The following is a 14445-nucleotide window of genomic DNA, read 5'->3' as shown; positions in this document are numbered from 1 at the left end:
ATGATTCATAAAAGATAAAACGTACAATATTTTTTATATTTTTTTTTGTTTTTTTGTGTTATATAAGCATAAGTTTTTGTTCTATTCATCAAAACTATGAACACGTAAAAGATGTACCACATAATACATTTGGTGTTGTATTAGGAACATCAAAATATTTACATGGAGGAGGTTTAAATGCCTATTTTACAAATAGGATTGATGCTATATGTTTTCTTTTTCAAAAAAAAAAGATACAATACATTATTGTAAGTGGAGATAATAGAGAAAAAAGTTATAATGAACCAAAAATGATGAAAAATGAATTAATCAAAAGAGGAATTGCTTCACATTTGATATGTGAAGACTTGAATGGAATTAGTACTATATATTCTATTTTAAGAGTTTACACTATTTTTCATCAAACAAAATTTACAGTTGTATCCCAAAAATTTCATAATGAACGAGCAATTTTTATTGGAAATTGTTTAGGATTAAATATCGTAGGATTTAATGCAAAAAGTCCATCTTTTGATAGTAAAATTCAAATAAGAGAAATTTGTTCAAGGATTAAGGTATTTTGGGATCTTTTTTCCTTAAAGATAAATAAGAAATGTATTTTTTTAAAATACTGATATTGTTATAATTTTTTGTATTAATTTCTAGTAAAGATGGATAACTCGATTCATTCCAAAAATTATTTAAAACTTCATTCAATCTATTTTGATTAGATATCATTTTATATTTCCATTTATACATTTCACATATTTTTTTTGCTGTGAAAAAATGTTTTGTTTGAAAACAATCTGTTGTTTTTTGAGAAAATTTTTTTTCTGTAATGAATTTAAAAATATCTCCTCCTCCATTATTCATGAGTATAATACGAAAATTTGTTGGAGTATAATTATTCCATAAAGCATTACTATCATAAAAAAAACTAATATCACCAATAATCAATGTTACAATATTTTTCCTTACTAAGGAAGCTCCTATTGCTGTAGAAATACATCCATCTATACCTGATGTTCCCCGATTGCAATATGTTTTTATAGAATCGTTTTTTTTGTTTAAAAATTGATAATATCTAATGATCATACTATTTCCTAATTGTAATATAGAATGATTAGGAATTTTAGAAAAAATTAAAAAAAGTGCTTTTAGATCTGAAAATATATATTTTTTTTTGAAAAATTTTACTTGTTTTTTTGTATTTATATTTTGTAATTGATTCCATATTTTTTTATAATTTGAATGTAAATAATTTGTATTTATATTACAAAATATATCCAAAAATGCATTAGGATCTATAGGCCAATAAGTACTTAATTGATAATAAGTATCGGGATATTTACTATAATGTTCTCCAACATGCCAGTGATGTATCGGTGGATATTTTCGAATCAAATATTTTATTTTTTTAGAAATAATATTTGTACCAATAGTTATTAAAATATGAGGTTTTAAATGAATATTCCATTCTTTATTCGTTTGACCAATAAGTACATAATCTATATTAAAAAATAGATGATCACATGATGATATTTCTGAAGTAATAACAACGGAAGGATCTAAATTTAATTTTTGTAATTGATTTTTGATAACAGAATTTGGATAATTTAATCCTAATAGGATCATTTTCTTTTCATTGTTTTTCCATAAATATTTTTCTTTTTTATAAGAATTATTTTTTTCAATATGACTTTTTACTGATATAACCTTTATAATTTTTGGTTTAACCTGTATATCATTTGTAGTTTCATAAAGTGGTTCTGAAAAAGGAATATTGATATGTATAGGTTTATTATGGATTATACACTCATTTATGGATTCATTCATTAATTTTTCATTATACCACAATCCTTGATTCGATTCATCTTCCGTTAATTGTACAGATGATATTACATGTTTTTGGAATATATTTTTTTGATAAATGGATTGTCCATCAAAAATATCAATGATTTCTTTAGGTCTATCCGCAGTAAGTATAATTAAAGGAATTCTTTGATAAAAAGCTTCAGTTATAGCGGGATAATAATTTACAACAGCAGATCCAGATGTACAGTTTACGACAACTGGTTTGGTAATTTGCTGGGCAATACCTAAAGCAAAAAAAGCTGCACAACGTTCATCTACAATACTATAAATCGTGAAATCTTTTTCTTCCGTAAAATGTATAATAATTGGTGCATTTCTTGATCCTGGAGATATAATTATATGAAATATAGATTTTTTTTTTAATATTTCTCCTAAACTTTGTACTACTTTTTTTGTCGAATACATAAATTAATTTTAAATTATTCCTCCATTTACATTTAATGTTGATCCTGTAATATAATCTGATAAATCAGAAGCTAAAAATAGTGCACAATTAGCTATATCTTGAGGAGATCCAGCTCTTTTTAATGGAATTTTATTTATCCAATTTTCTTGAATTTTTTTTTTAAGATGTAAGCTCATATTTGTAGAAATATATCCAGGAGCTATAGTATTACAACGAATATTTCTTGTTCCAAATTCTTTAGCTATTGATTTTGTGAATCCAATGATGCCAGCTTTAGATGCCGCATAATGAGATTGACCAATATTTCCTATTAATCCAACAATAGAACTCATATTGATGATAGATCCTTTTTTTTGTTTTATCATTGGATAAATAGCATATTTAGTTAAGTGAAAAATAGAATAAAGATTTATTTTCATTATATAATCCCAATCTTTTTCGGATATTTTGATTAAATAATTATCTTTTGTCGTACCAGCATTATTTACTAAAATATCAAGTTTTCCATATTTATGAATAACATACTCAACTAATTGTTTTGATGATGTTTCATTTTTTGATAAATCAATATTATAAGATTCCGCATGATGTTTCAAGTTATATTCTAATACTTTAGCCTTTTTTTTTGACGAAAAAAATGTGAAAATTACATAAGATCCATGTTTAACAAACGTTTCCACTATTGATTTTCCAATATCTCCAGATCCACCAGTAACTATAGATATTTTATTATCTAATAATTTCATTAATATAATTTTTTGATGATTTTTTGATTTATCAATTTCATAACTAATTCAAGTTGTTCTTTTCTATTTAAAAATGTATTATCTATTTCAATATGATCTGCTGATTTTTTTAATGGAGAAGTTTGACGATAAGTATCTGTATCATCTCTGATGATGATACTTTTTTTTATTTTTTCATAAGAAACGTTTTTTCCTTTGATAAGAATAGACTTGTATCTTCTATAAACACGAACTTTCAAAGATCCTTTAATAAAAAATTTTAAATCTGATTGTGGATATACATGATTTCCTATATCTCTTCCATTAATTACAAATCCTTTTTTATTTCCTACGTTTTTTTTTATATTTTCTGTTAATATATTGCGTATTTCAGGTATTTTTGCAAAAAAATGTACTTGTTTGGTTATCTTACTTGATCGAAGTTTAGATTCTTCATTTTTTCCATTAATAAGAATAGTTATTTTGGTTGATTTTTTTTTACATTGAAATGTCCAATTGATTGTTTTCAAAAATGAAATAAAATTTGTCATATTCCAATTATTTTCTGGAACAAAATTTTTTCGAATAGCTAATAAAGTTATAATTCGATACATCGATCCAGTATCTATATATTTGTATTCTAATAGATTAGAAATATCTTGTGATAATAAACTTTTTCCAGATGAAGAATAGCCATCTATAGCAATAATCATTTTTTTATGATTCATAACAAGAACATAATTCATATTTATATGATAATAACTTATAAAAAAGTTTTACAGCTAAAAAGTCTGTCGTAACATTTTTTGTATTGGGTAATAATTCCACTATATCAAATCCTATTATATTTCTTTGTTGAAAAACTTTTTTAAAAAATTTTAAACTAGTATACCAACTTAATCCCCCTGGTTCTGGTGTACCTGTAGATGGAGCTATACTTGGATCAAAAACATCGATATCTATACTTAAAAATACATTATTTGATAATTTTTGAATAGCTTTTTTCATCCAAAAATCATTTGAATTTATATCGTGCATATAGAATACGTGATTTTTTTGTATATTTTTTTTTTCTGATATATCCATACTTCGAATTCCTACTTGAACAATAGGATGTTTTTTAGATGCTTCATACATTGAACATGCATGATTATATCGACTTCCTTTATATGTAGGACGTAAATCTGCATGAGCATCCATATGAAGGATACTTAAGTCAGAATATTGTTCTCCAAAAGCTCTTATACTTCCTATAGAGATAGAATGGTCTCCTCCTACAAAGGTGATAAACTTTTTTTTTGAAATATATTTTTTTGTAATATCATATATTGTTTTGACCATTTTTTTGGAAGATTTGGATTTAATTTTGATAAAAGGAGAGATAAATATTCCTCTTTTATATACCTCCGAATTTGTTTCAATATCATATAATTCTATGTAATTAGCCGCAGATAAAAAAGCTTGAGGACCTTTTTTTGCTCCTGTTTTCCATGTCTGATTTTGGTCATATGGGACAGGAATCAGTATTATTTTTGATGTTTTAAATTGAGTACATTTCATAAAACAATTAATATCCTAATATTTTCAATATTTCATGAGGATTTTGTGATTTTCTAAACACTCGGTGAATTAAATTATTTTTTGGATCTTGATTTATTAAAACATGAATAGGTTGAGGAATTAGACAGTGATGAACACCTCCGTATCCACTAATTGTATCTTGATATGCTCCAGTATTAAAAAATCCGATGTAAAGTGGTTTTTCTTTACGAAAACAAGGTAAATAAATGGCGTTCATATGTTGTTCAGAATTGTAATAATCATCACTATCACATGTTAATCCCCCTAAAAAAACTCTTTCGTAAAAATCGTCCCAACGATTTATCGCCATCATAATAAATCTATGTCTAATTGCCCAAGTATCAGGTAGTGTAGTCATAAATGAACTATCTATCATATTCCATTTTTCTCGATCGTTTTGACGTTTTTGACTAAGTATTCGATATAAAATTCCACTACTTTCTCCTACAGTAAATGATCCAAATTCGGTGTATATATGTGGTTCTGATATATTTTCTTCTTTACAAAATTTTTTTATTTGATAAATGATTTCATTAGTAATGTATTCATAATTATATTGAAAAGTAAGTGATGTTTTTATAGGAAAACCTCCTCCTATGTTTAAAATATCCAATTTTGGTTCTATTTTTTTTAATTTAGCATAAACATGAAGACATTTAAAAAGTTCATTCCAATAATAAGCAGTATCTTTTATACCAGTATTAATAAAAAAATGAAGCATTTTTAATTTTAATTTAGGATTATTTTTTATTTTATTCATATAAAAAATAATAATGTCTTTATATCCTATTCCTAATCTAGATGTATAAAATTCAAATTTTGGTTCTTCTTCAGAAGCAATACGAATCCCTAATTTAAATGGAGAATGAATAGAAGAGTTCAATTGTTCTAATTCATCAGAGTTATCTAAAATAGGAATTGTATTGAAAAATCCATTATTGATTAGTTCTGATATATTTTGAATATACTTTTTAGTTTTAAAACCATTGCATATAATTTCAATATTTTGATCAATTTTTCCTTTTTTATAAAGATTTTTAATAATTTCTATATCATATGCATAAGAAGTTTCAATACTAATATCATTTTTTAATGCTTCTTCTAAAATAAAAGAGAAATGAGAACTTTTTGTACAATAACAGTAAGTGTATTTATTATTATATTGATTGACAGTTATAGCTCTTCTAAACCATTTTTTAGCTTTTTTTATATTTTCTGATATTTTAGGTAAATATGTAAACTTTAATGGAGTTCCATAATTTTTTATAAGATTTATTAATGAAATCCCGTGAAATTCTAAAAAATTATTTTTTATTGAAAATTCTTCAGTAGGAAAATCAAAAGTTTGATCGATAAAATCAGAATAACGTATTTTCATTGAAATGAAATATAGAAAATGTTTTATAAAAAAAATAAATAGTATTTATTTCAATGTATTTTGATGAAAATTTTGAAATATTAAATACTTTTTTAGAAATACATCTACATTTCCATTCATAATATATTGAATATTAGATGTTTCATAATTTGTTCTTAAATCTTTTATTAATTTATAAGGATGCATAATATAGTTTCGTATTTGATTACCCCATTCTATTTTTTTTTTTGTTGACTGTATTTTTTCTTTTTGTTCATTTTTTTTAATTAATTCTAGGTTATATAGTCTAGATTTTAAAAGTTGTAAGGTTTTTTGTCTATTTTGTACTTGAGAACGAGTTTCAGTATTTTCTATAACAATACCTGTTGGTTTATGTTTTAATCTCACTCCTGTTTCTACTTTATTTACATTTTGTCCACCTGCACCACTTGAACGAAAAGTTTCCCATTGAATATCTGAATTGTGAATGTTGACATTAATGTCATTGTCTATCATAGGATAGACGTATACAGAAGAAAAAGATGTATGACGTTTTGAATTGCTATCAAAAGGAGAAATTCTTACTAATCGGTGTATGCCATTTTCGCCTTTTAAATATCCAAAAGCATAATATCCAATTATTTCTATTGTGACTGATTTAATTCCAGCAATTTCTCCACAAATAAGATGAATTTGTTTTACTAAATATTTTTTTTTTTCAGCCCACATCAAATACATTCTCATTAACATAGAAGTCCAATCACAACTTTCTGTACCTCCTGCTCCAGCAGATATTTGAAGTACTGCATTAAAAGAATCTTCTTTTTCAAGGAATAATTTTTTAAATTCAATATTCGAAACAAGTTTTTTTGTTTTCCAGTATTGATCATTTAATTCTTTTTCTAAGTTTTCTTTTTTAGAAAGAGAATATATTATTTTCAATTCTTCTAATTCTTCTTTTAATTTTTTAAATTCATTGATAGATGATTGTAATTTATGCATATTTTGAGACCAACTTTTTAAAACATTATGATCATTCCAGAAATTGGGATCGAACGTTTTTTCTTGTTCTTCACGAATATATGTATGTATTTCATTGATATTACAATCATTATAAATTGTATGTACTCTTTTTGAAAGAGCTTGAATTTCCTCTATATTTATTTTCATATCACGAAAATAAGTATTTTAAGATAATTAATTTTAGGGAATTATATTTATAATTTTTTTTAAATTAGACCTATTTGATAGAATTAAAGTTTTATATGAATTCCAATAAGTTAACTATAAAATCTCAAGAAGTCATACAAAATGCACAAAATATTGCATTAAGTAAAAATCAACAATCCATTGAAAATGCACATATATTAAAATCTATATTAGATAACGATAAGAATATCATTCCTTTTATTTTAAGAAGATTGCAAGTAAATCACCAATCCATAATAATCGGATTAGATCGAATTATATATGCTTATCCAAAAATAACAAGTGGTTTATTTCATCAACATTTTGGAAAGAATTTTACAAAAATGTTAAATATAGCAGAAAATTATGCTCATTTATTAAAAGATGAGTTTATATCCGTAGAACATATTTTCTATGGAATTTTCATGACTTTAGATGAAACTTCCACACTTTTACAAAATGAAGGAATTACGGAAAATAAAATAAAAGATATTATTGAAAACATAAGAAAAAAAAATGGAAAGGTCCTATCCTCTACCATGGATAATACCTATAATTCTTTAAAAAAATATGCAAAAAATCTAAATGAATGGGCGTATAAAGGAAAATTAGATCCTGTTATTGGAAGAGACGATGAAATACGCAGAGTATTACAAATTTTATCAAGAAGGACAAAAAATAATCCAATTTTGATTGGAGAACCAGGAGTTGGTAAAACAGCTATAGCAGAAGGATTAGCTCATCGTATTATTAGTGGAGATATTCCAGATAATTTAAAAAAAAAGAAAGTATTTTCTTTAGATATGTCTTCTTTGATTGCAGGAGCTAAATATAAAGGAGAATTTGAAGAACGTTTGAAATCGGTTGTAAAAGAAGTTTCATTATCAAATGGAGAAGTTATATTATTTATTGATGAAATTCATACTTTAGTTGGAGTAGGAGGAGGAGAAGGATCTATGGATGCTGCAAATATTTTAAAGCCCGCTTTAGCTAGAGGAGAGTTGAGAGCTATAGGAGCTACTACATTAAATGAATATCAAAAATATTTTAAAATAGATAAAGCTTTAGAAAGAAGATTTCAACAAGTATATGTTGATGAACCCAATATCACCAATGCAATATCTATATTACGAGGGATTAAAGATAAATATGAAAGTCATCATAAAGTGATGATTAAAGATGAATCCATTATTGCTGCAGTGGAATTATCAAAAAGATATATTCATGAACGATATCTACCAGATAAAGCTATTGATCTTATAGACGAAGCTGCTTCCAAATTGAGAATGGAAATTAATTCTAAACCAGAAAGTTTAGATGTTTTGCAAAGAAAAATCATGCATATGGAAATTCAAATAGAAGCTTTAAAAAGAGAGAATGATGAAAAACAATTAGAACCTCTTAAAAATGAATTATACAAATTAAATGAGGAAAAAATACAGTTAGAATATCAATGGCAAAATGAAAAAGATTTAGTAGAGGGAATACAAAAATCAAAAGATAAGATAGAGAACTTTAAATTTGAATCAGAACAAGCAGAAAGAATTGGTGATTATGGAAAAGTAGCTGAATTGAGATATGGAAAAATTAAAGAAGAAGAAAATAAAATTAAGCTATTTGAAACAGAATTAAAAAAAAAAGAATTTGAAGGAAAAAAAATGATTCAGGAAGAAGTATCTAGAGAAGATATAGCTCAAATAGTGTCCAAATGGACTGGTATTCCAATTACTAAAATGTTACAAAGTGAAAAAAATAAATTATTATTCTTGGAAAAAGAATTACATAAAAGAGTTATAGGACAAGATGATGCTATAGCATCTATATCAAATGCAATAAGACGTTCTAGAGCTGGATTACAAGATGAAAAAAAACCTATAGGATCTTTTCTTTTTATGGGAAGTACAGGCGTAGGAAAAACAGAATTGGCTAAAACTTTAGCAGAATATTTATTTGATGATGAAAATAATATGATTCGTATTGATATGAGTGAATATCAAGAACGTCATTCAATCAGTCGATTAATAGGAGCACCTCCAGGATATGTAGGATATGAAGAAAGTGGGCAACTAACCGAATCCATCAGGAGAAGGCCTTATAGTGTTATTTTATTAGATGAGATTGAAAAAGCTCATCCAGATATATTTAACATACTATTGCAAGTTTTAGATGATGGAAGATTAACTGATAATAAAGGAAGAACCGTCAATTTTACAAATACTATTATTATTATGACTTCTAATATAGGATCTGATGTAATACAGGATAATTTATATCAGGATATATCATATAATAGAATTGAAACGACTAAAAAAGCTTTAATAGATTTATTAAAAAATATAGTGAAACCTGAATTTATCAATCGTATTGATGAAATCATATTATTTAACCCTCTTTCTAGAAAAGAAATTAAAAGTATTGTAAAAATACAAATGGAAAAATTAAAAAATATTTTATTCAAAAAAAATATCCGTATTGATTTTACTTATGAAGTTATTGACTATTTATCAGAAAAAGGATATGACCATCATTTTGGTGCAAGACCATTAAAAAGAGTCATTCAAAGTGATATTTTAAATAGTTTATCTAAAGAAATTCTGAAAGAAAATATACAAAAAAAATATAAAATTTTAATAGATTTCTTTAAAGAACAAGGAATTATATTTAGACAAATTTCAATTGATAAAAATGAGTGAATTTGAATTAAAATATTTGGGAAAAACATCAAAAGTTTTAATATTGATCTAAAAAATTTTTACAATAAAAAAATTTTTTTTCCCAAATTGAAATAAAATATATTTATTTCCTATGATATTTTCTTTTTTTATTAAAAAATTTTTTTTTACATTTTTTTTATTTATGGATATAGATTGATTTTTTATAGCAAAATCGGCTTTTTTTTTGGATGAAAAAAAGCCGATTTTTTTCAAAAAATCTGTTAAAAAATAACCTTTATTAAATTCTTTTTTGGATAAACATGCATGTGGTATATTTTCATATATAGTATCAAAAATCTTTTCATTTAAAATATGAATAATACGATGATTTTTTTCAAATAAAATAGATGTGATTTCTATTATTTTTTTTGATTTTGTTTCCCCGTGAATCCATCGAGTCATTTCATATGCTAAGTTTTTTTGTAATATTCTTTTACTAGGTTCTTTTCTATGGTTTTGAATGAGATTTTCTATTGTTTTTGGATTTAAAAAAGAGTATATTTTTATATATTTTTCAATTTCATTGTCAGATATATTAATCCAAAATTGGTAAAATTTATATGGCGATGTTTTGTTACTGTTTATCCATATATTTTCTCCTTTTTCACTCTTACCAAATTTGATCCCATTAGATTTTGTAATTAAAGGAAATGTAAAGCCATATGTTTTTTTTCCTGTTTTTTTTTTGATAAGATCTATACCAGTAATAATATTACCCCATTGATCAGAACCTCCAATTTGGATTTCACATTTTCTTGTTTTATTTAAATAAAAGAAGTCGAATCCTTGTATCAGAGAATATGAAAATTCCATAAATGAAATTCCATTTTTTTTATTTTCAATTCTATTTTTCACAGATTCTTTGGATAACATATAATTTATAGAAAAATGTATTCCTACGTAATGAATAAATTCAACAAAATTGGTATTTTTCATCCAATTTTTATTATTTACTATTTCTATTTTTTCAGAAAAAAAATTTAAAAGATGGTGTATTTGTTTTTCTATAGATATTGCATTTTTGTTTAAAACTTCCTTATCTAATAGGATTCTTTTATTCTTTTTTCCAGATGGATCTCCTATATAACCTGTAGCTCCTCCAATTAATATTATGGACTTATGTCCTTTTTTTTGCAAATGAATTAATACAATAATAGGAAGTAAGTTTCCTAAATGAAGTGAATCCGAAGTTGGATCCAATCCGCTATATATTGTAGTCGATTGGTTTAATTTATTTTTTAATCCAGGAACTTGATTTTGGATCAATCCTCTCCATAATAGTTCTTCCATCAAATTTTCCATATTTTTCAATATAAAAGAAATTATATTAATAATGATCAAAAGTAAAATTTTACAGACTTTTTATTCATGTTTTTTGATTTTGATTCATATGTTTTTGTGTTATTTATTCAATCAAAATATGGTGTTTATAGTATGTAAAACATATATTTTTTTATTTTTTTTCAATAGTATTGTCTTATTCATTCATTTTTTTTTAAAAAATTTATATAAATTATCTATAATCATTTATATAATATGTAGTTCATTAAGATTAATATTTGGAATTTATATATATTATTATACAATTTCTATTTATCATCATTTACTTTCATTTTGTATTCATTTTATGTTGTTATATTTTATTACTTTATTTATTTTTCTTCCTTTTTATAGGAACAATAAATTTTGATGAATCTATTGTAGATTCTTATTTTTTTTTATAAATTTCTCTCTTATAACTGATTCTACCGATTTATTTTCTATTTTTGATGATAACCAAGATATTATATCTAAATATAAAAAAGTCCTTTTTTCATAAGGATGGTTGTAGTATTTTACTAATTTTTCTTTCAACTTTTTAAATTGAATTTTTGTTTGATGTGGATATACTTTTCCTAGATTTTTAAAAAAGTTAATCATTTCTTTTTGAACCATGTATAAATCATCTACTTTAATAAAAAATTTATATGTAGATCGAATTTTTTGATCCATATTTTCATCCATACCACTTTCATAAGAAGCAATTAAATGTAAAAGTCTAGCAAAACATTGTAAATCTTTTTGTATGTGTATTTTTTTATTTTCTATAATATTTGATAGATATTGAATAGTTTTGGGGTAATTTCCACTTCCAAAATACAAACAAGCCATTTTATAATATAAAATCATTATATAATGAGTATCCATATATTTTGACATTTTTTTTAAATTCACTATTAATGATGGAATGATTTTTTTTACTCCATCACAAAAAGTTCCATTCATATAATGTTTATTAATGCGATTAGTATATGTATAAATAAATATGAGTACTTTTGTGTTTTCATTGATCGTTATTTCTCCATTTGTGATTTCTTTTTCAAATTTTTCTAATACATAAGAAAATTTTGAGTAATAATTCAGGTAAAATAAAGAATCTAATAAATGATGAAACCCTTTTAAATAGCTTACAGGAGCTATTTTTTTTGCGTTGGAATAATCTTGGAATAAACAGATCCATTTGTAAGAATATCGATAACACATGATAAAATCTTGTCGTATATAATGATACCAAACTTGAGATTGATATAAGAATAATTTTTCATAAAAACGAAGTTTATTAAAATTAAATTTCGGGAAATTTGTACGAAAATATGTTTCTATAAATATTCGATCTTTTTCATTTCTTACATATCCTACTTTTAAATATAGTCCATATAATTCTAATGATAAATTGGATAAAGCATTATTATATTTTATTATTTCTAGTAATTCTTTGGATTCTACCGATAATTCCGATGATTTTGTACATAAACTTCTAGTTATATGTTGAGATTCAATCATTTTTTCAAATTCTAAAAGTTCGAATAGAATAGAGTTGCATTCATAATTTTTAGCAATATTTTTTGCTTTTTTAATTAGTTTTAAGCTATGAATATATAAACCTTTGTTATATAATATTTTAGAAAAATCTAAATATTCATGTATTTGAAGATCATAATTTTTTTGAATATGTTGTATTTTCAGACTTTTCAAAATTTTGTGATATAAATATTTTTTAATATTAGATAATTGTATTTTAGTAATTGTTGTGTTTTTTAATATTTTTTTTTCATCATAAAAGTTTATTTTCATCATGATTTCGAATAATTCTAAAAATTTTACATTTTTATGTTTTTTAATACTATTTGCATAAAGCTTGAAATTTCTTTTCTCAGATTTAGACATAGTTTGAATTAATAGAAATAAATAATCTGATTGATTTTTCATGTATTTATATATTGTAGTTTATTTTTATACTATATGTTGATAATGAACTTAATCAAAAATAATACTTGGCATTGACAATTGTAAATATTATAACTATATATTTCTCTTTTCTTTTTGGAAAAAATAGTTTTGAAATTTGATAGCATAAATATTAATGTAGTATGAAAAAAGAAAAAATTCAAATTTTTGATACATCATTACGGGACGGTGAACAATCTCCAGGATGTAGTTTAAATACTAATAAAAAAGTAGAAATAGCAAAAGAATTAGAATACTTAGGAGTCGATGTCATTGAAGCAGGTTTTCCTGTATCAAGTCCAGGTGATTACAAATCTGTTGAAAAAATATCTGAATCTATTAACAATACAATAGTATGTGCGTTATCTAGAGCTGTAAAAACAGATATAGAAATAGCAGGAGAATCGTTAAAAAAAGCGAAACTACCAAGAATTCATACAGGAATTGGAACATCTAATTGGCATATTAAATATAAGTTTAATAGTACCCCAGATAAAATTTTGGAAAGAGCAATTAATGCAGTAAAATTAGCCAAAAAGTATGTAGAAGACGTGGAATTTTATGCAGAAGATGCTGGACGAACAGAAAATAATTTTTTATTAAAAATTTGTGAAAAAGTTATACAATATGGAGCAACAGTAATCAATATACCGGATACGACAGGATTTTGTTTACCAGAAGAATATGGAAAAAAAATTCGTTTCTTAAAAGAAAATGTTCAAGGTATTCATAAAGTAATATTATCAACTCATTGTCATAATGATTTAGGATTAGCCACTGCTAATTCATTATATGGAATAATAAATGGAGCAAGGCAAGTTGAATGTACAGTAAACGGTATTGGAGAAAGAGCTGGAAATACTTCTTTAGAAGAAATTGTTATGATTATCAAACAAAATAAACATTTGAATTTATTTACTAATATAAATACAAAAAAAATTACATTTATCAGCAATTTTATTTCTAAACTTACAGAAATAACAGTTCCTGCAAATAAAGCTATAGTTGGATTTAATGCTTTTTCTCATTCATCAGGAATACACCAAGATGGTATAATTAAGAGAAAAGAAACATATGAGAGTATTAATCCAAAAGATGTAGGAGTTCATCAATCTTCCATTATTCTTACAGCTCGGAGTGGAAGAGCCGCATTAAATTATCGTTATGAAAAATTAGGTTTTTTTTTAAATCGAAATTCTATAGATAGAATTTATCCGATTTTTTTAGAATATGCAGACAAAAAAAAAGAAATAACGGATGAAGAATTAAAAATCATTTTGAAGAATTCGAATATCAACAATGATAATGATCAAAAAAGATATAGAAATTCAATTGAAATAAAATGTTAAATAT

Annotated in this window: 11 protein-coding genes; 3 read left to right on the top strand and 8 right to left on the bottom strand. The window is 24.2% G+C overall.

What is annotated here, in order from left to right; all coding sequences use genetic code 11:
- The first annotated feature begins 53 nt into the window (after positions 1–53).
- Positions 54–614: a SanA/YdcF family protein gene (locus H0H35_RS02645; RefSeq protein WP_238892321.1), complete on the top strand. Its 561-nt coding sequence runs from the start codon at positions 54–56 to the stop codon at positions 612–614.
- On the opposite strand, the gene menD is transcribed toward H0H35_RS02645, so the two are convergent.
- From menD to prfB, 6 genes are read right to left on the bottom strand one after another with little or no spacing between them, the layout of a single operon-like run.
- The gene (gene menD / locus H0H35_RS02640) at positions 550–2259 is read right to left on the bottom strand and encodes a 2-succinyl-5-enolpyruvyl-6-hydroxy-3-cyclohexene-1-carboxylic-acid synthase (RefSeq protein WP_185882905.1); all 1710 of its coding nucleotides are present in this window, start codon (positions 2257–2259) and stop codon (positions 550–552) included. The genes H0H35_RS02645 and menD overlap by 65 nt on opposite strands.
- Positions 2260–2268: 9 nt before the next feature.
- Positions 2269–3006, bottom strand: a complete 738-nt coding sequence (gene fabG, locus H0H35_RS02635; RefSeq protein WP_185882904.1) for a 3-oxoacyl-ACP reductase FabG — start codon at positions 3004–3006, stop codon at positions 2269–2271.
- Positions 3006–3713: a (d)CMP kinase gene (gene cmk / locus H0H35_RS02630; RefSeq protein WP_185882903.1), complete on the bottom strand. Its 708-nt coding sequence runs from the start codon at positions 3711–3713 to the stop codon at positions 3006–3008. Before cmk ends, fabG begins: the two co-directional genes overlap by 1 nt.
- Positions 3703–4545, bottom strand: coding sequence for an agmatinase (gene speB / locus H0H35_RS02625; protein WP_185882902.1), 843 nt, complete (start codon positions 4543–4545; stop codon positions 3703–3705). The genes cmk and speB overlap by 11 nt, the downstream gene beginning before the upstream one ends.
- Positions 4546–4552: 7 nt before the next feature.
- Positions 4553–5944 carry a type III PLP-dependent enzyme domain-containing protein gene (locus H0H35_RS02620; protein ID WP_185882901.1) on the bottom strand — a complete coding sequence of 464 codons (1392 nt, stop codon included), beginning with the start codon at positions 5942–5944 and terminating at the stop codon, positions 4553–4555.
- Positions 5945–5989: 45 nt separating this feature from the next.
- A complete protein-coding gene (prfB, locus tag H0H35_RS02615; protein WP_185882900.1) occupies positions 5990–7093 on the bottom strand; it encodes a peptide chain release factor 2 in 1104 nt (367 codons plus the stop codon).
- Between the two features lie 95 nt (positions 7094–7188).
- Between prfB and H0H35_RS02610 the strand changes: the two genes are divergently transcribed.
- A complete protein-coding gene (locus H0H35_RS02610; protein ID WP_185882899.1) occupies positions 7189–9804 on the top strand; it encodes an ATP-dependent Clp protease ATP-binding subunit in 2616 nt (871 codons plus the stop codon).
- A gap of 48 nt (positions 9805–9852) precedes the next feature.
- Here H0H35_RS02610 and tyrS read toward each other — a convergent pair whose 3' ends face one another.
- Both tyrS and H0H35_RS02600 read right to left on the bottom strand, forming a co-directional pair.
- Positions 9853–11115, bottom strand: a complete 1263-nt coding sequence (tyrS, locus tag H0H35_RS02605; RefSeq protein ID WP_238892320.1) for a tyrosine--tRNA ligase — start codon at positions 11113–11115, stop codon at positions 9853–9855.
- Between the two features lie 405 nt (positions 11116–11520).
- Entirely contained in the window at positions 11521–13074 is a 1554-nt protein-coding gene (locus H0H35_RS02600; RefSeq protein WP_185882897.1) for a hypothetical protein, read from the bottom strand.
- A 161-nt stretch (positions 13075–13235) separates the two neighbouring features.
- On the opposite strand from H0H35_RS02600, the gene H0H35_RS02595 reads away from it, so the two are divergent.
- Positions 13236–14441: a 2-isopropylmalate synthase gene (locus tag H0H35_RS02595; protein WP_185882896.1), complete on the top strand. Its 1206-nt coding sequence runs from the start codon at positions 13236–13238 to the stop codon at positions 14439–14441.
- The last annotated feature ends 4 nt before the right edge of the window (positions 14442–14445 follow it).

Source organism: Blattabacterium cuenoti, assembly GCF_014252435.1.
Classification (GTDB): Bacteria; Bacteroidota; Bacteroidia; order Flavobacteriales; family Blattabacteriaceae; genus Blattabacterium; species Blattabacterium cuenoti_X.
Note: the sequence above shows the minus strand (reverse complement) of the source record. Positions and strands in the feature narration are given on the sequence as shown.

What these genes read in the sequence shown, in the direction of transcription:
- H0H35_RS02610 (WP_185882899.1), top strand. Translation starts at nt 7,189, where the DNA reads ATGAATTCCAATAAGTTAACTATAAAATCTCAAGAAGTCATACAAAAT.
- H0H35_RS02595 (WP_185882896.1), top strand. Translation starts at nt 13,236, where the DNA reads ATGAAAAAAGAAAAAATTCAAATTTTTGATACATCATTACGGGACGGT.
- prfB (WP_185882900.1), bottom strand. Translation starts at nt 7,093, where the DNA reads ATGAAAATAAATATAGAGGAAATTCAAGCTCTTTCAAAAAGAGTACAT.
- H0H35_RS02620 (WP_185882901.1), bottom strand. Translation starts at nt 5,944, where the DNA reads ATGAAAATACGTTATTCTGATTTTATCGATCAAACTTTTGATTTTCCT.
- H0H35_RS02600 (WP_185882897.1), bottom strand. Translation starts at nt 13,074, where the DNA reads ATGAAAAATCAATCAGATTATTTATTTCTATTAATTCAAACTATGTCT.
- fabG (WP_185882904.1), bottom strand. Translation starts at nt 3,006, where the DNA reads ATGAAATTATTAGATAATAAAATATCTATAGTTACTGGTGGATCTGGA.
- tyrS (WP_238892320.1), bottom strand. Translation starts at nt 11,115, where the DNA reads ATGGAAGAACTATTATGGAGAGGATTGATCCAAAATCAAGTTCCTGGA.
- speB (WP_185882902.1), bottom strand. Translation starts at nt 4,545, where the DNA reads ATGAAATGTACTCAATTTAAAACATCAAAAATAATACTGATTCCTGTC.
- menD (WP_185882905.1), bottom strand. Translation starts at nt 2,259, where the DNA reads ATGTATTCGACAAAAAAAGTAGTACAAAGTTTAGGAGAAATATTAAAA.
- cmk (WP_185882903.1), bottom strand. Translation starts at nt 3,713, where the DNA reads ATGAATCATAAAAAAATGATTATTGCTATAGATGGCTATTCTTCATCT.